Genomic DNA, 20,687 nt, shown 5'->3' with positions numbered 1-20,687 from the left:
GACATAAGAAAACCCTCCTGTTTTTTAGCAGGAGGGCATCTTTTATTTTTGAGGTTCACGAAGAGTCAATTCAATGGATTTTTGAAGGAAGAGGTTTTGTAAGATGGACAGAAACTCTTTTTCTACCAATGCTTGTGCTTCCTCTAGCGTACTCACTCCAGCGTTGGGATCCGTAAGAGCGAGTGGGGCAATCGTGGTTTTCAATTCTTCGATACACCCTTCTACGGCATTCACACAATGATACGCAAAGGCATGAAGATTTACACCTCCTTGAACCGAAAACACTCCACTTTTATCATCCATTTCGGCCACCACAATCATCGACTTTGGCAATACTTCTTCTTCATTTTTTACCAGTTTTACTTGAACCATCTCATCGTCTCCTTTTTAAACGCAGGAATATCATTCCCGATAATGTCCCCTTATAAGGGGCTCTATGGTTTCTTCACAGACTGAACATACCCGTCTTGAAAGGTAATGGATACTTGTTCCGCTTCTTTTACTTGAGTAAACAATCCACGAGTCACTTTTACGGTTTTCACCTCGGGTCCTTTGGCAACGTGAAGAAGGTATTCATCGGGAAGACTGTGATCCACTGGTACCTGGATGAAACTGGATCCGGCTGGTACCATGATGTAGTCGGTTTCGATTTTCCCTGGAATGTGTTCTTTCCCCGTGACATAGCCGGTAAAGATTTCGATGACGGGCTTGTGAACTTCACTTACCCCTGTTTGAGAGGACATATGATCGCTAATGGCATGGTAGATGCCGTACAACATGACGCCTGCAAAAACCACCGGAAACAACACGCTTAACCAAACTCCCATGATTCCAAAGAACGCCTGTCTCTTTTCTCGCTTCTCCTGTTTGAGTTCGGCTTTGGTTTTCGGTCTAGCTAGTGGATTATCATAGAGTTGTTGAGCACGTTCTAATTCGGTAAGGTCCTCATTTTCTTTCGCCACATACTCTGGTTTCACCCAATGGGTTTGAAAGTACGAGCGTAATTTCGTTAACGAAACCATCTTTTCCTCCGAATCTACCGTTTCGTTGAAAAGCGTGCTGTTTTTAAGCGAGGTCAAGAAAGATGTATGGTTCTCCTTGTACACAACCCAAACGGTATCCAACACGTGCTGTTCTTCTTTTGAGAATAGATCCTCTGGAACGTTTCTATGCTTCTCTCGCTCCTTCCACTTGGGATGTACCCATTCCTTTGAGAGACTTTGAATGAGAACCGGGAACATGAAGTGATGAGGGTTCCAAGTGATTCTCTCTCGAAACAATGGTTTTCCGGTGATGCCAAGACAAAATCCTTGAGCAAAGAACAGCAGAAGATGCATGTCTCTTTCCGTAATACGGCGATGAAATTTTGCTTTCTTCTCCAGATAACGAACGACATCCATGGGAATCACTTCTCTTTTCATCTCTTTCCCCCTTCTCCTACCTTCTTTCTTTTATTATACGTTAAATACATTCCGATATTCAACGAATGAACCCCATAAAAAGAGCCCCTTATGAGGGGACTTATGAGGAAATCGACTCTTCCTCTTCTCGCTTGAGAATCGTAAACCCAATCGACGCAAGCAATTCTTCTAAAACGGGATATTGTGCAAGTTCCTCTTCAATGACCTGGAGCTGGTGAAGAAGAAGGTCTTCACGATCCTTCCATTCCTTTTCTTTTTCTTTGGTGAGGGTCGGTTCCAGCTCTAGCGTCTTTTGGAGTTCTTCATACCGTTTGGCCTTAAAGACTTTCTTGAGAGCCGTAAATTGTTCAAACTCTTGTTTGACTTCTTCCACGGACACATACCAGATCGTCTTGTGTTGTACGAGCTGCTCCACTTGTTTCGTAATGTTTTTCTTGGAGCCTTCTAAATCTGGAAAGTACAACAAGCGACGTTTCGGTATATCGAGTTGGCCCATCCACCGCAACACGGATTCTTGCTTATGTTCTTTGCTATCTGAATTTCCTAGAGGAATTTCAGACCGGTAGTAAAGATCAAAAGTACCACTCATTCGAACCTTTTCTTCACCGATTTGATAGCCAGATGGCTCTAAAATGGCATTCAGATGACTCATGAGAGCCAAGTGGACCTCCCGGTTGTATTTCAAGGTATGTTTCGGAAGTTTGGAAAACGTGAAAAAGGTGAGTAAGTTGTCGAGGGTAGGCTTCTCCAACAAGCGAAGCCCTTCTTGAAGCGTTTCGATGTTTTCTTTTAACACTTGCTGGGCGGAATTCATCTAGGTTCCTCCTTTAAACATTTAGTAGCCTAACCAAATCATGAGCGGGTCTCGCTGCAGGAGATTGGCTATTTGACACGGTTCTTCTGATACTACTTCCACTTCCGCAAACCGGGTCACTCGGTACTCAACGCCTTCGTGCTTAAAGGTGATAGAATCCACATCTTGATTGGCCCCCTTTAACAGGGCGAGGAGCGCCTCATCGTAATCCAATTCCAGTAAGGCTACGATGGTGTCAGATACTTGCTTGGAGACCGGATGGGTAAACGTGATGGTGTGAATTTGATAGTGGTAGCGTTTCATTTGTTCCACGAGGCGAAGGAAACGGTCTTGGGTGATTTCAAAGGAGCGGAGTTGCAGCGTTTTGACTTGTTGCTGAAAGTGGAGGGAATCTTCACTCACGTAATAGGTGTGGTTCGGGTCCGTTTCCACTAGATGAAAGGAATCGGGATGGGTTTTGGCAAATTTGTCTATTTTGACGAAATCAATCTGCGGGTAGTCGAGATGTAGTTTCCATTTATCCATGGGAATCATATCCTCCTAGTAATCTGAGTTTCTATGAATTTCAGAACAATCTCCAAACCACTTCGTCACGGATCCATGACTCAAACGGTTGGGGATTGGTGATGGTCATGGTTTTGGCAAACACTTCGATGTGTTGGTTTTTGTAAGTGAAAGAAAGGCTTTTTATCCACCCCTGCTCCTTGTACTCGATTCCCTCCAGTAATGTTTGGAGGAGGTGCATGTGTCGCTGATTTACGGCTTCCTTTACCACCGGAAGAATCTCTTTTTTGACCTCCTCCTTTTTGAAGGAAACATGCAAGGAGACATCGGAAATTCCTAAACGTTCTTGATGCTCAATCAGGGAAAGAAAGCGTTCTGGGATGAGAAAGGTCGACCAAATCCGAGGAATGCTAGAGATGAGATTTAGGTTCGATGGATGCTCCTCCACAAACAGGAATAGGGTGTTGTGAGGAGAATGTGTGGTCATGCCCCAACCGTGTTCTTCCGCAAGAGTAAGAATCTCTTCTGTCGTTTTGTGCCTTGGGTCCACAACTTTCTTAAACATTCCGACTTTCACCATCGGTGGCTCCATCGTAATCGGGGTTTTAAAGAATCGATAGGTTTTCATGTGACCTCTCCTATTCCGCGTGATTTGAAAACACCATGAGTTGGTGCTTGGCTCCCTTTCCGAAGACGACCACTCCCTCGGCTAGAACCGTTTCTTTTGCCAAATGAACCGGGACCACTCCTTCTTCCCGTAGTTTCAGAGAAAGGTCACCCAACATATCTTTTGTCATGATGACGTTTTTAAACTCACCCTTCACAATCAAGGAGACCACTATGGTTTCCATCATTGATCTTCCCTTCTTATTGGATGGTGGTTTAACTCGGCTAGGACTCTTCTCATTTCTTCGATGGTCATGTCCTTGAGATTCGGCAAATAGCCTAATGTTTTCCCTATTACATACCGTTTGTTGGCGAGGTCATACCCTAATTCTTTAAACCGTTGATCTAACGCTTTTCTGGTTTGTTTATGGGCTTGAAAAATACCAGCGACCAGCATGAGGATCCCTCCTATTGTAGAGTCGAACTTTTTCTACCCATTCCAAATGGGTTGAATGTTATGTTCCTTACAGTACGTTTCGTAGCCTTTGCTCACTTCACTTGCAAAACGATACAGCCAAGCATAGTCTTCGTGCCATTTCTCTTGATAGGTTTTTTCATACCATTCAGTAAAAGACAAGTTTCTCACCTTCTTTTTGTTACGGATAAGAATGCTAGAGAAAGGCTCTCTAACATCGACGTGTTACATGATTTTGGGTTTTTCTATGAGAAGCAATACAAAGATGAATAGACAAAGAGGCAACCAAAAGATATGAGCAAGGGTCTTTTTCGCTAGGGACCACTCATCGGGCTTATGAAAGAAGGTTCCTAATGCGAGGTACAAACAAAACGCTAAAACAAGGACAACCATCCACATCCACTCCACCACCTTTCTAAGGATACCCCCTTCTTCAGGGGCCTATATTCAACTTGCTATGCTGACCATTGCTCCCTGAGTTCTGATACCTTAATGCCTACATGGTCTTCCAAGGAAATGGGTTCTTTTCCTTTCATGAACATCGTGTGGCCAATCTTTTTCTCCAGTTCTACATACTTTCGGTACAATTCAGGTCGTTGCTCCGCCCCGTGGCGTAAGTCATTCGCACACCCCATGATGCAAAACACACAACTCAGTCTCTCGTTTCGCTCATATGCCCAGAAAGGTTCTTGACCCGCTTCTCGAATGGATTGGAACACTTCTTCCGTGGTTAAGTAAAAAATCGGCAACCAGTCATACACATGACGAGTGACTCGTTTGTGGCTGCTTTGGGATTCATTGTAGGCAAAAGGATTTTTCTTGGCTCGTGAGGAGGATTCTTGGGCTCGTAAGCCCATGCAGTTGACGGCAATGGTGGCGTTTCTTTGCTTCAGGTCGTTTCGAATGAATTTGAAAATAGGACCACGCTTTAAGTCACTCGTACACTGGCGGTAAGCAGCACTTGGCCACATTCCTCGATTTTCCACCATCTCGAGGAATGTTTTCCCTGCTCGTACGACATGAACCTCATGATGCGTGTTGGTTCGAATGTGGTCTTGAACCCCGAGCCACTCGACTTCTCCTAAATCCGCATGAACCACGACGATTTGATCCGTTGGAACGATGTGCTGGAGAAGGGCGTACATGGCTTGAGAGTCTTTGCCACCAGAATGAGATATGTAGAAGATGGCTCCATCTTCGATGAGACTATGAATCTCGTTTGGTACGTAGAGGGAAGAAGTCATATAAACATGCCTCCTTTAAAAGGGTGAGATTTGAGGTATTTGTATCCCTATTGTATCACAATTCATTCCGATATTCAATATAAGTAACGATAAAAAGAGAAGGGGTTGCCTTCTCTCTTAGATGGAACTACTTTTTGATGATCTTTTCGATTTGATACAAGGCCCATGTGTGACTGATTTCTTTTTTCTCCGCTAATTCACACCACTCTTTTATTTTTCTTATGGTTTCATTCATGAAAATCTCTCCTTCATTCTACTAATTCTCCTTGCTCAAATTATTCAGATTAGCGATGTTCTTCACGGGCATAGTCGTGATCCTGAAGCAGACTGAGTGCAGCTCTCATGAGGTCAAAATGGCGGTCTTCAAGTAGAGTGGGTATATCGGTTCCACAGAAATCGAAGGCTTCATCCATCTCTGCCAGCAACTCCAGCAGTTGTTTTTTCTCCTCGGCAAACTGAATCATTTTCTCACGGAAAAGCGTGACCTGGTCTTTTAATGTGACAGGTTTTTTCAACACTTCAAACGTTTGTGGATACGACGTTCCAACATCTTCACCCGTCTCACAATTCGGACACTGGATGTAGTAGTCATCCCGAGAGTTTTCATCTCCTGCTGTTCGTACGTAAGAAAACTCGTGATTGCAAGGCAAGCATTTTACCGTGATCGCTTCATTTTGTTCCATGTCAACATCCCCTTTATCATCGTATAGTCCAAATCTATACATACCTATATTATATTATGATTCCTATATTCTTAACAACGACACAAAAGGTGCATAAGCCCTCTAAAAGAGGGTCTTCATCCGAAGATTCGGATTGATTCCGATTTCTTAAAAAGAATTCGGATTAGGCTCCGCGTAATTTGAACGTGGCTAGTCGATCAATGACAGGGTGGTACATCTCTTCCTCTGCTTCCGTTAATATACGAAGATTCAGGAGACAGTGCCCATTCAACAACATCATATGGCCAGTTGGCTTGGTTTGAATGGAGGTGATGATGTGAGCAATAGCTCTCCCCGTAAAATACGAGACCTTCCCAGCATGTGTTTCCTGGAATATCACGCAATCCCCTTCTTTGAATTTACGGTCATTTTCTAACGTCAACTTCAATTGCCCTTTTAGTAATCTTTGAAACCGTGACATCTCCATCGGTACCACTTGGTATCTCATCGTTTTTTCCCCTCTCCGACAATTCCTTTTGCCCAGCTCACAAAATTCCAAAGGGATACGCCTAAGACTTGTTTTTTGTGAGAGGGTGTTCGGTACAAGACAAAGGAACCGTGAAATCCAACGACCGTTCTTCGTCTCGTCCCTCCGTTATGATAGGTTTTTCCTACAACAACGTCTTTTTCCTCTATACTCCTATCCATGAAGATTCAATCTATCCGAATTCTGCTGTACAGATTTCGGAAACATCCTTCCATTTCCTTTTTTCGCCTCTGCCTCTTTCACGAGTTGTTTGTATTCTTCTGTGAAGCGGAACAAGAGCCACAAGTGCGCAGGATCCACAGGCACCTCACTTCCACAATTCGGACACGTTTTCACCGCTCCAAAGTCTTCTGAGGTGTTAAATCCGATCCCTTGTGGGAGTTGAACAAACGGATACTCCTTAAACGTGTGACAGGTCTTCTCTTCCTTTCGGCAAATATGAAAGCAAGAAAACTGAAGAATGCCTTCTTGTTGCTGCTGGATGAGGTACTTCCAGATCACAGGCAAAGGGAGTTCGGTTTCTGCTTCAATCCAATCAAGACCCAACCATTCTTGCTCTAGCAAAGCGAGTTGGTCCAAGGCTTGATTCATGCGATACCGTATGACGAAGGGTTTCAGTTCACTCATTTCGTGCCTCCTTTTTGAATCCGAGCGGGGTCACAATCAGGAACCCCCATCCGTTTTTCCTCATCCCACTTGTAAAGAACCGTCGTGATCGCCGCACCATGGCCATTTGGTTCTTCTAAGTAGTAACACCCCGAACGAGTGTCCATGAGGATGTCGATTGCCCCGTTTACCCGGACAAATGAAGAATCTCCTTCGACGACAGCGTTTGGATATTCTTCAGAACCATTGCTACAGGCGATTAAGGCGAATACAAAGACGAGTAAATAGAGTAATAGAAAGGTTTTTTTCATGTTTGCTCCTCCTTGGATTAAGACCGATTTTTAAACAATGGGTTGTAACTTGTATTCTTTTACATCCCAATCATGGATGCGTTCACACGGAATGACGTACGTTTTGAGCGTTGGCCACTCAATGAAGTAGAATTCATGTCTGGAAGCACAACCACCGTCAATCCCGATACGGTGAGGGGTGATATGAAGCCCTTCTCGTGTGCCGTACTTTTCAATTCGCCCGTAACGATCTCGAATCGGTTTACTGTAATCGGGAATCGTGAAGGTTTGCGTATGTCCATGCACCACGAGTTTTCCGTTGTAGTGTTCGAAGAATTCATCTCGTACCCAGAGGAAATCATCCATCGTTTGTTCTTCTAGGGGGACATGTGGGTACAGTCCTGCATGGGTAAAAATGGCGTCATCGGTTTCATGATAGAGGGTAAGGCTTCGAAGTTGTTGGATGAGATTTGGATAGTGCGTCAGAAAGGCTTGTTGCAAATCCATGAAAGTGGGAGGCATTTGGTCGTAGAATTCGTTCAAGAAAGAAAAACAGGTCTGCATCCCCCCGTTTTGAAGCCACAACTGCCCATTCATCGATAGACTGAGTTCGTTCGGAGAAGCCAGGAAATCAAGGAGCATCTTCTCATGGTTGCCCATGTGAAACTTCACTTGTTCAGGATATTGTTCTCTCCAGTTGTAGATGGTTTCAAAACAGGCTTTTGAATGACCCCAGCGATCAATCGCATCCCCCAGGTACCAAAGATGGTCTCCTTTTTCAAGGGAAAATCCCGATACTTGGATGGCTTTTTGAAAGGCTAAAAACTGTCCGTGTAAATCGCTACATACATAGGTTTTCCCCACGTTCATCCCTTCCTTTTCTTTAATGTTTTACATACATTTATTATACCATAATACCGATATTCTTAGTAATAGATAGAAAATAAAAAAACACGCCCCCCTTTTCCAAATTGGATTAGAGGACGTGTTAGATTACTCCATTGCCTATACTTGAGATTGATAGAGTTCTAAAGCCGTCACAAGAGAAAGCAGAACCACTGCTCGTTCTTCGTCGTGATACACACTCACCTTCTGCAATCCGCCTCCAGCAAGAGGCACCATGAGGCTTTGAATCTTGTGTTCTTCCCATTCTACAATCGTTTGAACTTCATCCACAAAGAAAGCAAGAGGCTTTCCATCTTTCTCCATGAGAATGAAGCGGGATGGAGGATGGAGTTGAGTGGGGTCTTGGCCAAATAGAATCCCTGTATTGATGACCGCACAGAACTGGTCACGAAAGGAGTAGATTCCCTCTACATGCACGGGGGATTTCGGGATTTTATCCACGGGTTTTGCTTCCTCAATGGCTTGAGCGTCTAACACGGGAACCCCATACCAGGATTCCCCGACTCGAAACACGACATACGTATTCATGTACGTTCCTCCTTAATGGGCTTGTGCTTTCAAACGCACGGCCACTTCTTTTACATCTTGAATGAGAGCGGCGACTTCTTCTGCACTTGCGGCTTGATCTTGAGAAATGTTCATCGTCTCTTGAACTTGTGAGGAGATGTTCTCAATTTGGTTTGTAATTGACGCAATCATCTCTTGGATTTCCTGAGAAGACCCTTTGGCTTCATCTGCCAGTTTGCGTACCTCTTGAGCGACCACGGAGAATCCACGCCCCGCCTCTCCTGCTCGAGCGGCTTCAATTGCTGCATTCAACCCGAGCAAGTTGGTTTTGGAAGACACTTGCATCACAAAGTCTGATAGTTTGCTAATCTTTTGGGAACCAGCCTTTAGGGTGTCGATGGCATTCACAATGACTTCTTGGTGTTCATGAAGGTTTACTGCACTTTGTGAGTACGAGTCGGCTACTTGGGTAATGGAGGAAAGCGATTGAGCGAGGTCAGAAGAGAGGGTTTGCATCGTTTCTTTATAGGCCATATGTTCCTTGTCTTTGTCGTACTGTTCTAAGATGATTTTCGCATCAAAGAAGATTCGTTTGCTAAACGCGTTGAACAGAGTAAGCCCCTCTTCGTGTGTTTGGCACAAACGGAACATCTCATCGAGATACACGCTAATGCCTCCCATGTAATATTGGGGGGACAAATTGATACGAGCGTGAACCGTACCAATGTGAGAGAGTGTTTTGACGTACTTTTCATCAATGGAATCGGAAAACAGCATTTTGAAGTATTCCACTTGGGTTTTCTTTAGTCGGTCAAAACTGGAATGCTCTTCGGCGATGCGTTTTAGATCTGGCACTTGCCCCATTCGGTCATAGAACACCCCTATCACTTCTTCGGCGTGGTGTTCAAAAAACGCTTTGTTTCGGTGTAACACATCCAAATGGTCTTGCGTAAGCCCTGCATAGGTCACAATGGTTTTCCAAAATCCTTGTACGGTAATGCTCATGAACGTTCATCCTTTCTGTTTAAGAGCGGAGATTTTCCGCTCTTGAATGGTTTACACTTGGAATGGTTTGGTAATGGCATTGATTTCATCTGCCATGTTTTTGAGTTCTACACTTCCCTCTTTCATGTCTTGAAGGTGGGAAAGTTGTTCTTCCATTGCTTCTGTGACTTCTTTCGCTTGAGTAGCGGTTTGTTTCGTATGGATGGAAATCGTTTCAGAGTTTGCGGTCATCTCCTCGACGCTTGCACTCATTTGCTCGGTGAAGGCAGAAATTTCTTGAATGTTTTCATGGATGTGTGACACGGATTCCGAAATGAAAGAGAACTGATTTCCGGCATCTTCCACCATTCCCACCCCTTTTTGAATGTCTCTAGTGGTGAACCTCACGGCTTTGACGCTGTTTTTCACTTCTTCTTGGATTTTGGAGACGAGGGAGACAATTTCTTCCCCTGATTTTCGGGATTGCTCCGCGAGTTTACGTACCTCATCGGCTACCACTGCAAATCCACGCCCGGCTTCTCCCGCTCGAGCGGCTTCAATCGCTGCATTCAACGCGAGCAAATCGGTTTGTTCATTGACTTGGTTGATGAGGGTGACCATTGCTTCAATGTCTTTCGAACGAGCAGAGAGAGATTCAATGCTTTGGGTGAGGGAAGAGAACGAGGATTGAATGTGTTTCATTTGGTCAATAGACGAACCAATGAGGACCTCTCCTTTTTCGGCTTTTTCTTGAGAATCTTGAGAGAGTTCGGTAATCGCCATCGTTTTTTCGCTTACGTACATCGTGCTTTTCGCGATCTCTTCCATGGAAGAAGCATTTTCTTCTGTGGCTTGCGTCTGCTGAATCATATTCTCGTGAGTTTGTTGCATGTTCTTTAAAATACCATGATTCACTTCTTTGGTATCTTCTACGTTCACGAGGAATTCGGTGGAAGATGATTGAAGACGAGTACTCACATCTTGTAAGGAATGAAGGAGGTTACGGATTTCATGAATGAGGCTGAGGAAAGAATCCCCAAGTGATCCAATCTCGTCTTTTCTTGCCTTCGGGATGGTGACGGTTAAGTCTCCACGAGCGGCTTGCTCGGCTGCTTTTGTTAGGGCAAGAATAGGTTTCGTCATGAGACTCACAAAGCGAAGAGAGAACAACAAGACGACTACACCGGTTAGAACCACGGTTCCGAGCAAAATCATTTCCATGTGTTTGGTTTCTTTTAAGAAATCCTCTTCATGTGTGGTAATGGCAAAAAGTGCTCCGTTGGAAAAGGTGTGAAAGGCTGCATATTGTGTTTTCCCTTGATGAGTAAAGGTGAGAAATCCTTTTTTCATTTTCCTCATCTCATCGACATAGTCACCCTTTCTTTCACCGTTCACACGCTTGGAGTGAACGAGGATTTTCCCTTTCCGGTCGATGATCCACGCTTCTCCATGATGTTTATTGGCTTCAAAGTATTCGGTTTGAAGTTCATAGAACGTTCTCCCCATCTTTTCTTTGTCATGGTTGACGATTTGTTCGGATTTCATGTAAGGCTTCAAAATGTGGCTGTTGGATTTGACCAATTGACTCAAATCTTCTTGAGCCATGGAAAGAATGGTGGATTTGGCTGTGATGTAGGATAGAGTTCCAAGAACCAAAAGAGGGATCATTGTAAGCAGCATCATCCAAAAGAGCATACGACTTCTTAGTTTCATGGTTTTCACTATGCATGTTCTCCTTTGCACAAAAAAATGTTCTGAACTTCTAGTACCGAAGAACGGTGAAGAAATTCAGAGATAAGGTGCTAGACCCAACGGGATCTAACACGAGGATTTTCACTTCAATCTACACACCAGAATATCAATATCCGTGTCTTGAAAGATGTCTTGAATCATGATGCTCACCTGATTCCACTCCAATCGGTCTAACCCACATCCAATCTGAGGAATTGCTAACTTTCCTTCCCCACGATTCACCATCTGCTTCTTTAAATCAAGCAAGGTCGCTCGTAAGGATTCGTAAGTCGGTTTTTCCCAATAGAGGCGTTTTGTGATGAGATGGTAGATTCGTTGCCCACTTGACGTACGGTAGCACACGGCTTGCCCGATTTTCGGATAGAGTGCTAGTAACACCTTCGGGATTTTCGGGTAGAGGTCACGAAAGGTCTTCGCAATCCCCGCTCCCATTTTGCAATCCGTACTAATACAGTGAGCAAGGGTGTAATCACGAGAGACGGTAAACAAATCCTGTTTTTGTTCGGTGTATTTCATTTGCCTTCCTCCTCTTATATGTCACGCTAAAGATTCCGAATTTCTTTACGAGAATTCGGATTAAGCGGAGTACCTAACCTCTAATACCGTTTTCGCTCCACTTTCACAATGACGTTCTCCACGAGAAACAATCGGAGCTCCATCGAGCCTAAATGGAGATCTTTCAAGACTTCTTTTTCAGGAAGCAGAAATGTTTCACACCGTACATTTCCGCCTTGACTAAAGAAAGCCGACACATTGACGTAATCTGGAGCATACGTGTTTGATTGCTCTAGGGATACGGTGGCATCTACCATCTCCCACAATGCAGGAGGTGTTTGCAGGGCTTGTTGAATCTTCTTGCCCGTTTCATAGGCTTTTTTGAGCATCATGTGGTGCATATACATCGAAAAGGCAATGAATGTAAGGAGGAGGAAAGACATGCGAGCGGTGGTGTTAAAGACGGGCATGTAAGCGACGCCTAAAAATATGACACCTAGAATCAAATGGGAAAAGGCAGCAGGCGGAAAAAACTGATTTTTGAGTGCGGATAGTCTTTTCATGAATATCACCTCGGGGGATGGTTGGGGTTGGGTTCATCATCCATGTCCTGCCAGAGTCCTACAAGGAGAGCAATGAGCATGACGAGAATGCTTGAGAACCGAATTGATTGAGGAATCGGAAAGAAAGAGAGAACAAAAAACAGGGAGGCGAAGGTAAAATGAAGATTCCACTTCATCGGTGTTTTTCCTTTCGTTTTTTAAAGTATAGGATGCTATGGTGTTGAACCAGTAGCCAAAGACTGATGAGGGCGATGACAATGTGGGCAGTACCCACTTCAAGGTCTTGCAAAGAGGTATTCACTCCTTTTATTTCAGGGCTTAAACAAGAGGTTCCGTTTCTTTCAGAATGGTATCAGTAGAGTATTGGAGAAGGAAAGCGTCGTATGGTGGGAGGATGTATTTGGCTTTTTCAAGCCCTAACTTCTTCCCCCATTTACACATATAGCACGAACACCCTAAACAGTGATGACGGCTGAACCCTTGAAACTCAGGTTCTTCTTGAAAGACTTGAACGGCTTCTCGTTTTCGGTGCTGGTACTTCGTGCGGGCTTGTGAGCGATAGTAGGCTCGGCTACGCTTCGTTTTTCTCGGTTTTTCAAGCGTTGGGGATTCTTCCAGAATACTCTTCAGTTTTTCTTCTACGTGAGGTGCTAAGGCGATGTGTTCCATGGTTGAAACCCTCCTTTTCTTATTCTGAATTCCTAAAGGTCTTCAGATAAAGCGGAGAATCAGGCTTTTGCCCATTCTCATAAAAGGAAAGCGATGAATGGATTAAGGAGAGTCTGGTTTCCTCTTGTTTTCTACGTTTTTCTCTTTTGTTAAGGCTTTTTTGAGAGTATAGAAGGATAGACTGTAAAGGTTATAGAGCATCTTCCACCCTTTTGCATTCACATATCCCTTCTCTCCGTCATCTGATTCCGTAAACCAAGTCAAATGAATGAGCCCGAGTCTGGCTAATTGGGAAACGAAACCGCTATGAAAGGCTTGACGATGATAGACCGTCATCTCATAGAAGGAATCTTTTTTTACAACCGTTCCCGAAAGCCATTGGTGCAGAGGCTTTGTTAGATCGTTTAGATCTTCTTTGGAAATCAAATGACAAGGAACCTCAAACACGAGATACAAACAAGTTGGAACGGGAAATTCTCCCTCTGAAGTAACTCGCACCATGTTCGGATTGTGATTATCTCTCGTTTCCTCATAGATTCTCACGTTTTTCTTCGGTTTTAACGTAAATCGGTCGAGACTAAATCCAGTATCCAACGTAGTGCGGTATGGTTTCAAGAGAAAAACTCCTTTCCATTCGATTTTATTAAGTACCATCATTATATCAGAATTCCGATGTTCAAAGTAAGGGTTTTATCAGACTTTCTCGAAAAAAGTTGGTTTAGCAATTCTGGATTCGTACGTTCCTTTAGAACATAACTAGAATAATCAGGAAAAGAACGGAGGAATGAGGACCTATTGGGTCAAAATCCAGCGAAAATCGCCCTCAGTCGCCGCTAGAAGCGAATTTCCCCCGTTTTCCCCCTATTGTCCCGTTGATGCTGCGTTTTTCTCTTGTTTTTTTAAGTAGGTACTAGAAGGAAGATGGAATCTTGGAAACATGTAATCTCCAATTCTCCTCAATGTGTAAACAGTACGTGTACGTTTTCGCGTCTTCGGAAGGCGAATGGTGTACGTCACGTATACGTCGATTCAAGAAAAAAGAGAGCAAGTCGCTCTCTCATACAGGGCTACTCTTTTGATTCATCGAGGGACGCAAACTCGTTTAGTTCTTCAAGCGTTAACACGCCCACCGCAGCAAGTACGATTTCCCGTTTCCCGTCTTTTTCTTTCACTTTGAACAAGGTAGGGGTTCCTTGAAGCCCGAGTTGCTGGGTGTAGAAGGAATACCCTTCGGTAGCAAGATTAAATCCATATACGTGTAAAGCACCATCTGAATGGGTGTACGTTTCAAGAATAGGATGAAACTCCTTGCAATAGGCACAATTCGTTTGCCAGAAGTAAACCAGGTATTCCGTTTCTTTTTGCTCGAGGACATCTGCCATAGAAGGGGTTTTCACGTTCACTTCGCTGTAGGAAGACCCTCCCTTTTCTTGATTGCACCCCGCTAGCACAAGAAAACAAAGGCTCATCAACAAGAGGAGTTTTTTCATACCGTCACTTCCTGTTCATTTCGAATCTGTTTTAACAATGCACTCCATTCTTCCGGTTCATACTCTTTTTTGACTTGAATCTCTTTTTTTAGGCATTCGTAAGTCACCTTCGAGTTTTCCATGGAAGAGATGTCTACCTGAAGTCGGTTGGCAAGCAACTGGTTCGCAAGGTCTAGTGTGGTAGAAGTGTTCATGAGGTGTTCAATCTTTTTCATTTGAAGGACTCCGTTTTCCTCTACCAGGCTTAACGTAACATTGAAGGCTTCTCCTGCGGTAATGTCATGAAGCAAGGCTTCTCGGATGTATTTGGTGATGGTGCGTAAAAATTGGGCTTCTTGGAAATGATGCCATTCCATTTTGTTTTTCATGGTTACCCTCCTTTTGCCCTTTCATCTGAAATGAACAGGGATAATCAGAATCTCTCGAAGAAGACGGCTTGTGGCGAACTTCCATCTGAATTCGAACGAACGAATTTCAGACTGATGAAGTGCCCCATCTACAGCCCTTGAACTGAATCAAGAACGGGAAACCCCGTATCTTCTTCTGGTCTTTGCTCGAGATAAGACCGAGAGATTCTGAAAAAAGGATCTCCGCTTATGTCAGAAACAAGTCGAAGTCCATAAGACCGAAATCTGCTTTTGACAGAATTCGGTTTTAAAGAGGGTTAACGAAGAAGGTTTAAGACGTTTTGAGGTTGTTGATTTGCTTGAGCCATCATCGCTTGAGCGGCTTGTTGTAGGATGTTGTTCTTGGTGAACTCCATCATCTCTTTGGCCATATCGGTATCACGAATACGTGATTCGGCAGCCGTTAAGTTCTCACTTGCTGTTGAAAGATTGTTGATGGTGTACTCGAGGCGGTTTTGCTTTGCCCCAAGTTTAGAACGCTCCGTGCTTACGGTTTTGATGGCTTCTTCTGCTGCGGTAATCAAGTCTCTCGCATTGGTGTTCGCAGCTAAAGCATTCGTTCCACCGGTTTTGAACGTATCTAGCGTGTTCGTTCCACCTAAAGCCGTTGCCTGCATGTTTCCAATGGTGATGTTTAACGCACTTCCATTTTGGTCAATGGAAATATCGAAGTTGGCCGTACCATCTAACAGTTTGCTGCCGTTAAACTCTGTTTTGCTTCCGATGTTTCCGATTTCATCAATCAAATCATCCACTTCGGCTTGGATCATGCTCAGGTCATTCGTGTCATAGGATTCACTGGAACCTTGAACCCCTAACTCTCGGATGCGTTGCAAGATGTCATGGGTTTGCCCCATCGCGCCTTCTGCGGTTTGAATCAAGGAAATCCCGTCTTGGGCATTGCGGGAGGCTTGATTTAATCCTCGGATTTGGGCTCGCATTTTCTCGGAAATCGCAAGTCCTGCGGCGTCATCTCCAGCTCGGTTGATTCGGAACCCTGAAGACAGTTTTTCCATGGATTTCGATGCAGCATTGGCATTTTTTTGTAGCTGTCCGTACGTATTCAGTGCGGAAATGTTGTGAGAGATTCTCATGTGGGTGTTACCTCCTTGTGTTTATCTGAATTCCAATTGGATTTCAGACTGTTAAAACCAAACACATCCTTGTGCTGGTTCCCTGTATTCAGGGATAACAAATACGAAAAGGAGATAACTGCCGAGAATCGGCAGAGGAGATTAAATCATCAGTCGGTCTATGGCTTCTAGGATACGCTCGTCTTTGAAGGGTTTGATGATGAAGTCTTTCGCCCCAATCTTGAGGGCTTCTTTCACCATCCCTCGCTCTCCCATCGCACTGACCATGACGACTTTGGCTTTCGGGTCGAGCCTGAGAATACTTTCGAGGGATTGGATGCCAGTCATACCTGGCATGGTGATGTCGGTGAAGTGAATATCAGGTCGATGACGTTTGTAGAGCTCCACACCTTGTTTCCCGTCTTCACCTGCAGCTACCACATCATGACCGTGTTTCATGAGAAGGTGACGAAGTTGAGTACGGAGGAAGCGAGAATCATCTACAATGACGATTTTGGCCATCGGGGTTGCTCCTTTCAGAATGAGGATGTGAGAAGAAAATCGAGAGAGGAAAAGGCTATTCTTTCGTGACGATGCATTTGCTGAGGACATCATGAAGGGCTTGAGTTTGCGGGGTGAACAAGGCAGTAACGTAGCCAAACGGAATCAGACGAGCAAAAAAACGTTTAGTTGCCAATTTAAAGGTAACCGGCTCCCCGTCGAGCCTTACGACTTTCATGCCCAATGCTCGTTTTCCAAGGGTTCCTTGCAAATGGGATTTCTCCAACAGGGCGTAATACAACCAGTAGATGGTCAAAAAGCCTGCAACATAGATACAGAGCATGAACAGGAATACGAGGAATTCTGCGAATGATCCTTCCTCCACAAGGGGGATTGCAACAAACGCGAGGGGAATCATCAAGATGAACTGTAAAATCACACTAACAATAGAACTCGCAAATGAAACAATGGCTGTATCAATGAAGTAAGCAAGTACCCTCCACCAAAAACCAGCCGGATGTGCAGTTGAATGCATGGACATTCCTCCTTTTAAAGGTTAATAAACCACCCGAATATCGAGTGGCTTCTTACCAGCCAACATAGGAGTTTCTGTTGTGAGGTTGAGTTTGGAAGGAGTGTTTGATGAGAAATGAAGCGAAGTAAGCAAGGTGGAGAAGGAAAAAATGAAGTGAAGCCAAAGATTGTTTCATGGGAGAAGCCCTCCTTTATGGATAAAATAAGCAGGAAACGGGACGAAGAATATCTCTTCTACAAAGGGAGTCCGTAACACGTTACAGGTAAGCCGTCAATCGCGTGATCCGTCAACCGTTTGGCGTTCGCATACCCAAATTGGTCTGTGTTGGACTTGTCAATCCTACATGTTTCGGTTTTGATACGTTCAAAACACCGGACATCATTGATACCCGAGAGAGCAATACTCTCTTAAAAACGGTGTCCACACTTTCCTGCTAGGCGGTAAACCGCCATAAAGGAAGAGGTTTTTATTCCTCTCCCAAGGGAGAAGTGCTGCTCTTCTCCCTATCTGAATTTCCAGAGAATTTCAGACTGAGAGGGAGAGGCATTACTCCTCTCCCATATAGCAACTCGCATCGAATGGAATCGTATAGGTGTGATTGGTTTTTTCAATCAAGGCAGACAGGCGAGTCACTTGACGCTCTAGTTTCATCGCTTGTTGCTTAATCGCTTTCGGATCGTACTGAGCAATGGCCAGCAATTCCGTTTTTTGACCAAGAATGCCTCCACGAGACACACGCTCAGTCTTTTTACGATTACCAAAGGATTTTAGCGATTGAATTTCTCCTCGAAGTTGTTTTGCAAGTTCTAAAGCCTCTGTCACCGTCATGTCTTCTCCGTTCCACTCAATACGAGTGTTCACGTTAAAGTTTTGCATCCAGTAATCCAGCGTACGGAAATCTTTTCGAACTTGCTCCAGCTCAAGCGATACTTCCTCGAAAGTGCGTTCACATGGTTCTGGGGTCTCCCCTTTTTCCACTTCTACAATCGCTACCGATTGACGCTCTTGAATCAATTCTTGAATACGACGAGAGATGACTCCTCTTAGGGGTAGGGCTTCGGCTAACGTAATCACTTTCATGTGTATTTCCTCCTCTTATTCGTGTTATTTTATTATTGTTCGTGTAAAATACCGATATTCATAGTTTATCAGATAAAGAGGGAGGAAATCAAGGAATAAAAAGAGAAATACGTCGAAAAAAAGAGAGCCCATTCACCCGAAAAGAATTTCGGATAAAAGGCTCTCTCTTATATGAAGGATTAAGGGAGGAAATCAATCATCTAAAAACCTACGGTTTCAGACGCCAAACCAAAATCAAACCGACTAACATGATTATGGCTTATTAACTAAGTTGTTGCTGTGCCATCGATACAAGACGCTTGGTGATCTCGCCACCTACCGATCCGTTCGAACGAGAAGTGGTTTCAGCTCCTAAGTTCACGCCAAATTCTCTTGCGATTTCCACTTTCATTTGGTCAAGCGCTTGCTCTGCTCCGTTCACTAATACTTGATTTGAATTGTTGCTTCTTGCCATGGTGAAAACCTCCTAAGATGATTTTGAGAAGTCGGAGTTCCCTTCTTCCCTTGTCCTGTAACATTACCGGATCATCCCAAAATCATACTTGGTACATTTTTCTAAAGGATAAAATCTTCGAATACAGGGGTGAATAGTTTTCCACTTGAGGTATAGCCCCTGCTCTTTAATACACACGGAATTCCGGTGGTGAGTTGAATCCAATCCTCGTTTTGATGTTTCGTAATCGAAGGCAAAATGCCTCGAAGGGCTTTTTTATGGACGGGGTCAAACCCAAACTCGACCAGCCCGAGTCCTTCCCCTTCTTCACTTACGCAATAGACGGCGAATGGATACGTTCTAACACTCACAATGAAGGCATTCACCATCTTCCAGCGAATCACTTTGAGCCAGTCTCCACTTCTTTTTCCCACATACGTACTATTCTTTCGTTTCGCGACCATGCCTTCCATGTCCCGTTCGGTGACCGCTTCCCAAATCCGAATCCCCTCTTCCTCTAGGGATGGCACCAGTTGAAACGGGGGAAGAAGCGGGAGATGTTCTAAGAGTTGTCTTCGTTCATAGTGGGGAGCACGCCGAATGTCTCCGTCTTGCCACAAACAATCAAAGACCATAAACGCAACTGGAATGGAGCGGTCGGGCGAACGCAAATGGAATCGCCTCATGATGAGTTCAAAATCTTCTAAACCCGTTTCAGGATTCATCGCAATCAATTCCCCGTCGAGGGTGAGGGAATCAAACGGAAAGAGAGACTCCGTGAGCTCAGGAAAACGGTTCGTGATCAGGGTCTCATGTCTCGTGTAGAGGGAAATCTCTCCGTTTCGCTGAATCCATTGCAAACGAATGCCATTAAACTTCGGCTCAAACATGTAATCCTCGTGGTTAAAGGGTTCCGTTCGGGCCTCAAGGAGCATCATCGGTAAAAACAACTTCCCACTTCCTTTCACTTAAGAAATTTGGACCATCCGAATTTCCTTATCAGTGTAGGCAAGAAGAAGATGGGGTAAACGAATAAGTTGCATCCGAATCCACTGATTCGAATGCACAGAAACAACTTACACACTTAATGCCCATTCGCCTCTTGCAAGAGGTTTGAAATTCTCGCAGATTTGAAGGGTTTGACGAATCTTGGCTTGCCAGTTTTGATTGCCAAGAGCCTTCTTCGTCGATTGAAGCAGTTTGTAGATGTCGGACAACACGGCTTTCCCGCCTAAATGCTGAAGAGCCGCTTGAACCAGGTCTCTCCAAGTAGCGGTTTCCACGGAACGAATGTCAAAGTCAAATTTCTTCGTGACTTTCACCGGGAACATCCAGATTTCATTCTTTTTGAACACGAGTAAATGCTCGTGTGTGGTCGGAATGAAGTTGCCGTTGTAAACCTTGCGTTCACTCATGGTGTTGTGTTGGTTTTTAATGAGGTGATATTCTAAATCCCCAAACCACGCCATATCTTTTTGCATGCTGTACATTTTCCCGTTTTGTTTCCAATCTCCAACCAGAATGGCATGTCGACCGCCTCGTACCAGTGAGTGGTAGATTTTTTCATTCACGAGGTTCAACTTGTGAATGAATTCATCCCAACTGGAGCAGCGAGACAAATCATGTGGGTTTGGTTGACCCCATTGTTCACCTGAATACACCACCATTCGGTCATATGGAGGATGGCTAAACGCAAAATCAGAACCAACAGGAATCTCATCGGCAAGAGCGTTCCAGCCTCCAAACTCAGGTCGAAGGTCTAAGTGAACCGAGTTTGAGAAGCCCATTTCTTTGGCGACATCACGACCCGTACCACTTCCAGCAAACACTTCCACAAAGCGTTTCGGCTTAAAGAACTGCAAGAGTTCTTTGATGACGTGTCCACTACAATTGCCACGGTACGAAGATTTACCCCAAGGACCACGTTCAGGAAAACTCCAGATAGAACCTAATTGAGCCTGTCTTACGTTTTGATTAGTCATGTTTTTAGTCATGATTTCAACACTCCTTCTATTATCGAATAAAATTTCAGATCTACCCTAACCATAGAACATCTTGAGTGTTGAATTCAAGAATATTTAAAGAATAACGGAATTAAAAAAACGGATGCATCATGGGCATCC

The 20,687-nt window shown here is 44.3% G+C and carries 31 protein-coding genes and 2 pseudogenes; 1 reads left to right on the top strand and 32 read right to left on the bottom strand.

The genetic code is table 11. The features are described from left to right. Nucleotides 1-42: 42 nt before the first annotated feature. The 28 genes and pseudogenes from ACFYKX_RS11015 to ACFYKX_RS10880 form a co-directional block, all read right to left on the bottom strand. A complete protein-coding gene (locus ACFYKX_RS11015) occupies nucleotides 43-372 on the bottom strand; it encodes a hypothetical protein (protein ID WP_389360965.1) in 330 nt (109 codons plus the stop codon). 62 nt (nucleotides 373-434) lie between these two features. Beyond that, a complete protein-coding gene (locus ACFYKX_RS11010) occupies nucleotides 435-1,421 on the bottom strand; it encodes a hypothetical protein (protein ID WP_389360963.1) in 987 nt (328 codons plus the stop codon). 100 nt (nucleotides 1,422-1,521) lie between these two features. Continuing rightward, on the bottom strand, nucleotides 1,522-2,235 hold the full coding sequence (locus tag ACFYKX_RS11005; protein ID WP_389360962.1) for a hypothetical protein: 714 nt from the start codon (nucleotides 2,233-2,235) through the stop codon (nucleotides 1,522-1,524). 21 nt (nucleotides 2,236-2,256) lie between these two features. Continuing rightward, a complete protein-coding gene (locus ACFYKX_RS11000) occupies nucleotides 2,257-2,760 on the bottom strand; it encodes a hypothetical protein (RefSeq protein ID WP_389360960.1) in 504 nt (167 codons plus the stop codon). A 40-nt stretch (nucleotides 2,761-2,800) separates the two neighbouring features. Then, entirely contained in the window at nucleotides 2,801-3,367 is a 567-nt protein-coding gene (locus ACFYKX_RS10995; protein WP_389360959.1) for a hypothetical protein, read from the bottom strand. 10 nt (nucleotides 3,368-3,377) lie between these two features. Continuing rightward, a complete protein-coding gene (locus ACFYKX_RS10990) occupies nucleotides 3,378-3,593 on the bottom strand; it encodes a hypothetical protein (protein WP_389360957.1) in 216 nt (71 codons plus the stop codon). Beyond that, a complete protein-coding gene (locus ACFYKX_RS10985; protein ID WP_389360955.1) occupies nucleotides 3,590-3,802 on the bottom strand; it encodes a hypothetical protein in 213 nt (70 codons plus the stop codon). Before ACFYKX_RS10985 ends, ACFYKX_RS10990 begins: the two co-directional genes overlap by 4 nt. A 33-nt stretch (nucleotides 3,803-3,835) precedes the next feature. Next, nucleotides 3,836-3,982 carry a hypothetical protein gene (locus ACFYKX_RS10980; RefSeq protein WP_389360953.1) on the bottom strand — a complete coding sequence of 49 codons (147 nt, stop codon included), beginning with the start codon at nucleotides 3,980-3,982 and terminating at the stop codon, nucleotides 3,836-3,838. A gap of 293 nt (nucleotides 3,983-4,275) precedes the next feature. Continuing rightward, nucleotides 4,276-5,064, bottom strand: a complete 789-nt coding sequence (locus tag ACFYKX_RS10975) for a phosphoadenosine phosphosulfate reductase domain-containing protein (protein WP_389360951.1) — start codon at nucleotides 5,062-5,064, stop codon at nucleotides 4,276-4,278. A gap of 284 nt (nucleotides 5,065-5,348) precedes the next feature. Next, the gene (locus ACFYKX_RS10970) at nucleotides 5,349-5,747 is read right to left on the bottom strand and encodes a hypothetical protein (protein WP_389360950.1); all 399 of its coding nucleotides are present in this window, start codon (nucleotides 5,745-5,747) and stop codon (nucleotides 5,349-5,351) included. 163 nt (nucleotides 5,748-5,910) lie between these two features. Next, a complete protein-coding gene (locus ACFYKX_RS10965; RefSeq protein ID WP_389360948.1) occupies nucleotides 5,911-6,234 on the bottom strand; it encodes a DUF3850 domain-containing protein in 324 nt (107 codons plus the stop codon). Then, nucleotides 6,231-6,434, bottom strand: coding sequence for a hypothetical protein (locus ACFYKX_RS10960; protein WP_389360946.1), 204 nt, complete (start codon nucleotides 6,432-6,434; stop codon nucleotides 6,231-6,233). The genes ACFYKX_RS10965 and ACFYKX_RS10960 overlap by 4 nt, the downstream gene beginning before the upstream one ends. Further along, nucleotides 6,427-6,900, bottom strand: coding sequence for a hypothetical protein (locus tag ACFYKX_RS10955; protein ID WP_389360944.1), 474 nt, complete (start codon nucleotides 6,898-6,900; stop codon nucleotides 6,427-6,429). Before ACFYKX_RS10955 ends, ACFYKX_RS10960 begins: the two co-directional genes overlap by 8 nt. Next, the gene (locus tag ACFYKX_RS10950; RefSeq protein ID WP_389360942.1) at nucleotides 6,897-7,190 is read right to left on the bottom strand and encodes a hypothetical protein; all 294 of its coding nucleotides are present in this window, start codon (nucleotides 7,188-7,190) and stop codon (nucleotides 6,897-6,899) included. The genes ACFYKX_RS10955 and ACFYKX_RS10950 overlap by 4 nt, the downstream gene beginning before the upstream one ends. A 30-nt stretch (nucleotides 7,191-7,220) precedes the next feature. After that, the gene (locus ACFYKX_RS10945; RefSeq protein WP_389360940.1) at nucleotides 7,221-8,033 is read right to left on the bottom strand and encodes a metallophosphoesterase; all 813 of its coding nucleotides are present in this window, start codon (nucleotides 8,031-8,033) and stop codon (nucleotides 7,221-7,223) included. Nucleotides 8,034-8,174: 141 nt separating this feature from the next. Beyond that, entirely contained in the window at nucleotides 8,175-8,603 is a 429-nt protein-coding gene (locus ACFYKX_RS10940) for a chemotaxis protein CheW (RefSeq protein WP_389360938.1), read from the bottom strand. Between the two features lie 12 nt (nucleotides 8,604-8,615). Then, a complete protein-coding gene (locus tag ACFYKX_RS10935) occupies nucleotides 8,616-9,098 on the bottom strand; it encodes a methyl-accepting chemotaxis protein (protein ID WP_389361196.1) in 483 nt (160 codons plus the stop codon). Between the two features lie 33 nt (nucleotides 9,099-9,131). After that, nucleotides 9,132-9,587: pseudogene (locus ACFYKX_RS10930) on the bottom strand (protoglobin domain-containing protein); the annotation flags it as partial. A gap of 267 nt (nucleotides 9,588-9,854) precedes the next feature. Beyond that, nucleotides 9,855-10,706, bottom strand: a pseudogene (locus tag ACFYKX_RS10925) (methyl-accepting chemotaxis protein); the annotation flags it as partial. Between the two features lie 693 nt (nucleotides 10,707-11,399). After that, nucleotides 11,400-11,834: a macro domain-containing protein gene (locus ACFYKX_RS10920; RefSeq protein ID WP_389360936.1), complete on the bottom strand. Its 435-nt coding sequence runs from the start codon at nucleotides 11,832-11,834 to the stop codon at nucleotides 11,400-11,402. 80 nt (nucleotides 11,835-11,914) lie between these two features. Continuing rightward, nucleotides 11,915-12,376, bottom strand: coding sequence for a hypothetical protein (locus ACFYKX_RS10915; RefSeq protein ID WP_389360935.1), 462 nt, complete (start codon nucleotides 12,374-12,376; stop codon nucleotides 11,915-11,917). A 318-nt stretch (nucleotides 12,377-12,694) separates the two neighbouring features. Then, nucleotides 12,695-13,045 carry a hypothetical protein gene (locus ACFYKX_RS10910; RefSeq protein ID WP_389360933.1) on the bottom strand — a complete coding sequence of 117 codons (351 nt, stop codon included), beginning with the start codon at nucleotides 13,043-13,045 and terminating at the stop codon, nucleotides 12,695-12,697. A gap of 102 nt (nucleotides 13,046-13,147) precedes the next feature. After that, the gene (locus ACFYKX_RS10905; RefSeq protein WP_389360932.1) at nucleotides 13,148-13,660 is read right to left on the bottom strand and encodes a hypothetical protein; all 513 of its coding nucleotides are present in this window, start codon (nucleotides 13,658-13,660) and stop codon (nucleotides 13,148-13,150) included. Between the two features lie 452 nt (nucleotides 13,661-14,112). Continuing rightward, a complete protein-coding gene (locus tag ACFYKX_RS10900; RefSeq protein ID WP_389360930.1) occupies nucleotides 14,113-14,535 on the bottom strand; it encodes a thioredoxin family protein in 423 nt (140 codons plus the stop codon). Continuing rightward, nucleotides 14,532-14,903 carry a hypothetical protein gene (locus tag ACFYKX_RS10895; protein WP_389360928.1) on the bottom strand — a complete coding sequence of 124 codons (372 nt, stop codon included), beginning with the start codon at nucleotides 14,901-14,903 and terminating at the stop codon, nucleotides 14,532-14,534. The genes ACFYKX_RS10900 and ACFYKX_RS10895 overlap by 4 nt, the downstream gene beginning before the upstream one ends. A gap of 296 nt (nucleotides 14,904-15,199) precedes the next feature. Further along, nucleotides 15,200-16,036 carry a flagellin N-terminal helical domain-containing protein gene (locus tag ACFYKX_RS10890; RefSeq protein ID WP_389360926.1) on the bottom strand — a complete coding sequence of 279 codons (837 nt, stop codon included), beginning with the start codon at nucleotides 16,034-16,036 and terminating at the stop codon, nucleotides 15,200-15,202. 141 nt (nucleotides 16,037-16,177) lie between these two features. Further along, nucleotides 16,178-16,537 carry a response regulator gene (locus tag ACFYKX_RS10885; RefSeq protein ID WP_389360924.1) on the bottom strand — a complete coding sequence of 120 codons (360 nt, stop codon included), beginning with the start codon at nucleotides 16,535-16,537 and terminating at the stop codon, nucleotides 16,178-16,180. Nucleotides 16,538-16,592: 55 nt separating this feature from the next. Beyond that, complete coding sequence (locus ACFYKX_RS10880; RefSeq protein ID WP_389360923.1) at nucleotides 16,593-17,051, bottom strand: RDD family protein; 459 nt, start codon at nucleotides 17,049-17,051, stop codon at nucleotides 16,593-16,595. A 114-nt stretch (nucleotides 17,052-17,165) separates the two neighbouring features. Here ACFYKX_RS10880 and ACFYKX_RS10875 point away from each other — a divergent pair, with 114 nt between their 5' ends. Continuing rightward, the gene (locus ACFYKX_RS10875) at nucleotides 17,166-17,303 is read left to right on the top strand and encodes a hypothetical protein (RefSeq protein ID WP_389360921.1); all 138 of its coding nucleotides are present in this window, start codon (nucleotides 17,166-17,168) and stop codon (nucleotides 17,301-17,303) included. A gap of 294 nt (nucleotides 17,304-17,597) precedes the next feature. On the opposite strand, the gene ACFYKX_RS10870 is transcribed toward ACFYKX_RS10875, so the two are convergent. The 4 genes from ACFYKX_RS10870 to ACFYKX_RS10855 form a co-directional block, all read right to left on the bottom strand. Further along, on the bottom strand, nucleotides 17,598-18,131 hold the full coding sequence (locus ACFYKX_RS10870) for a DIP1984 family protein (RefSeq protein WP_389360919.1): 534 nt from the start codon (nucleotides 18,129-18,131) through the stop codon (nucleotides 17,598-17,600). A gap of 262 nt (nucleotides 18,132-18,393) precedes the next feature. Beyond that, nucleotides 18,394-18,585: a small, acid-soluble spore protein, alpha/beta type gene (locus ACFYKX_RS10865; protein ID WP_389360917.1), complete on the bottom strand. Its 192-nt coding sequence runs from the start codon at nucleotides 18,583-18,585 to the stop codon at nucleotides 18,394-18,396. 101 nt (nucleotides 18,586-18,686) lie between these two features. Further along, a complete protein-coding gene (locus tag ACFYKX_RS10860) occupies nucleotides 18,687-19,514 on the bottom strand; it encodes an ATP-dependent DNA ligase (RefSeq protein ID WP_389360915.1) in 828 nt (275 codons plus the stop codon). A 126-nt stretch (nucleotides 19,515-19,640) separates the two neighbouring features. Further along, entirely contained in the window at nucleotides 19,641-20,558 is a 918-nt protein-coding gene (locus ACFYKX_RS10855; RefSeq protein ID WP_389360913.1) for a DNA methylase N-4/N-6, read from the bottom strand. Nucleotides 20,559-20,687: the final 129 nt, after the last annotated feature.

It is taken from the genome of Cytobacillus spartinae (assembly GCF_042865285.1).
GTDB classification, from domain to species: Bacteria; Bacillota; Bacilli; order Bacillales; family Cytobacillaceae; genus Robertmurraya_A; species Robertmurraya_A spartinae.
Note: the sequence above shows the minus strand (reverse complement) of the source record. Positions and strands in the feature narration are given on the sequence as shown.

Bases quoted from the DNA above. Each gene is read 5' to 3' on its own strand.
- ACFYKX_RS10900 (WP_389360930.1), bottom strand. From the start codon at position 14,535: ATGAAAAAACTCCTCTTGTTGATGAGCCTTTGTTTTCTTGTGCTAGCG.
- ACFYKX_RS11000 (WP_389360960.1), bottom strand. From the start codon at position 2,760: ATGGATAAATGGAAACTACATCTCGACTACCCGCAGATTGATTTCGTC.
- ACFYKX_RS10920 (WP_389360936.1), bottom strand. From the start codon at position 11,834: ATGAAATACACCGAACAAAAACAGGATTTGTTTACCGTCTCTCGTGAT.
- ACFYKX_RS10870 (WP_389360919.1), bottom strand. From the start codon at position 18,131: ATGAAAGTGATTACGTTAGCCGAAGCCCTACCCCTAAGAGGAGTCATC.
- ACFYKX_RS10855 (WP_389360913.1), bottom strand. From the start codon at position 20,558: ATGACTAAAAACATGACTAATCAAAACGTAAGACAGGCTCAATTAGGT.
- ACFYKX_RS10895 (WP_389360928.1), bottom strand. From the start codon at position 14,903: ATGAAAAACAAAATGGAATGGCATCATTTCCAAGAAGCCCAATTTTTA.
- ACFYKX_RS10885 (WP_389360924.1), bottom strand. From the start codon at position 16,537: ATGGCCAAAATCGTCATTGTAGATGATTCTCGCTTCCTCCGTACTCAA.
- ACFYKX_RS10865 (WP_389360917.1), bottom strand. From the start codon at position 18,585: ATGGCAAGAAGCAACAATTCAAATCAAGTATTAGTGAACGGAGCAGAG.
- ACFYKX_RS10915 (WP_389360935.1), bottom strand. From the start codon at position 12,376: ATGAAAAGACTATCCGCACTCAAAAATCAGTTTTTTCCGCCTGCTGCC.
- ACFYKX_RS11010 (WP_389360963.1), bottom strand. From the start codon at position 1,421: ATGAAAAGAGAAGTGATTCCCATGGATGTCGTTCGTTATCTGGAGAAG.
- ACFYKX_RS10985 (WP_389360955.1), bottom strand. From the start codon at position 3,802: ATGCTGGTCGCTGGTATTTTTCAAGCCCATAAACAAACCAGAAAAGCG.
- ACFYKX_RS10875 (WP_389360921.1), top strand. From the start codon at position 17,166: ATGAAGCGAAGTAAGCAAGGTGGAGAAGGAAAAAATGAAGTGAAGCCA.
- ACFYKX_RS10995 (WP_389360959.1), bottom strand. From the start codon at position 3,367: ATGAAAACCTATCGATTCTTTAAAACCCCGATTACGATGGAGCCACCG.
- ACFYKX_RS10965 (WP_389360948.1), bottom strand. From the start codon at position 6,234: ATGAGATACCAAGTGGTACCGATGGAGATGTCACGGTTTCAAAGATTA.
- ACFYKX_RS10950 (WP_389360942.1), bottom strand. From the start codon at position 7,190: ATGAAAAAAACCTTTCTATTACTCTATTTACTCGTCTTTGTATTCGCC.
- ACFYKX_RS11005 (WP_389360962.1), bottom strand. From the start codon at position 2,235: ATGAATTCCGCCCAGCAAGTGTTAAAAGAAAACATCGAAACGCTTCAA.
- ACFYKX_RS10975 (WP_389360951.1), bottom strand. From the start codon at position 5,064: ATGACTTCTTCCCTCTACGTACCAAACGAGATTCATAGTCTCATCGAA.
- ACFYKX_RS10935 (WP_389361196.1), bottom strand. From the start codon at position 9,098: ATGCAAACCCTCTCTTCTGACCTCGCTCAATCGCTTTCCTCCATTACC.
- ACFYKX_RS10960 (WP_389360946.1), bottom strand. From the start codon at position 6,434: ATGGATAGGAGTATAGAGGAAAAAGACGTTGTTGTAGGAAAAACCTAT.
- ACFYKX_RS10940 (WP_389360938.1), bottom strand. From the start codon at position 8,603: ATGAATACGTATGTCGTGTTTCGAGTCGGGGAATCCTGGTATGGGGTT.
- ACFYKX_RS10910 (WP_389360933.1), bottom strand. From the start codon at position 13,045: ATGGAACACATCGCCTTAGCACCTCACGTAGAAGAAAAACTGAAGAGT.
- ACFYKX_RS10890 (WP_389360926.1), bottom strand. From the start codon at position 16,036: ATGAGAATCTCTCACAACATTTCCGCACTGAATACGTACGGACAGCTA.
- ACFYKX_RS10880 (WP_389360923.1), bottom strand. From the start codon at position 17,051: ATGCATTCAACTGCACATCCGGCTGGTTTTTGGTGGAGGGTACTTGCT.
- ACFYKX_RS10990 (WP_389360957.1), bottom strand. From the start codon at position 3,593: ATGATGGAAACCATAGTGGTCTCCTTGATTGTGAAGGGTGAGTTTAAA.
- ACFYKX_RS10955 (WP_389360944.1), bottom strand. From the start codon at position 6,900: ATGAGTGAACTGAAACCCTTCGTCATACGGTATCGCATGAATCAAGCC.
- ACFYKX_RS10970 (WP_389360950.1), bottom strand. From the start codon at position 5,747: ATGGAACAAAATGAAGCGATCACGGTAAAATGCTTGCCTTGCAATCAC.
- ACFYKX_RS11015 (WP_389360965.1), bottom strand. From the start codon at position 372: ATGGTTCAAGTAAAACTGGTAAAAAATGAAGAAGAAGTATTGCCAAAG.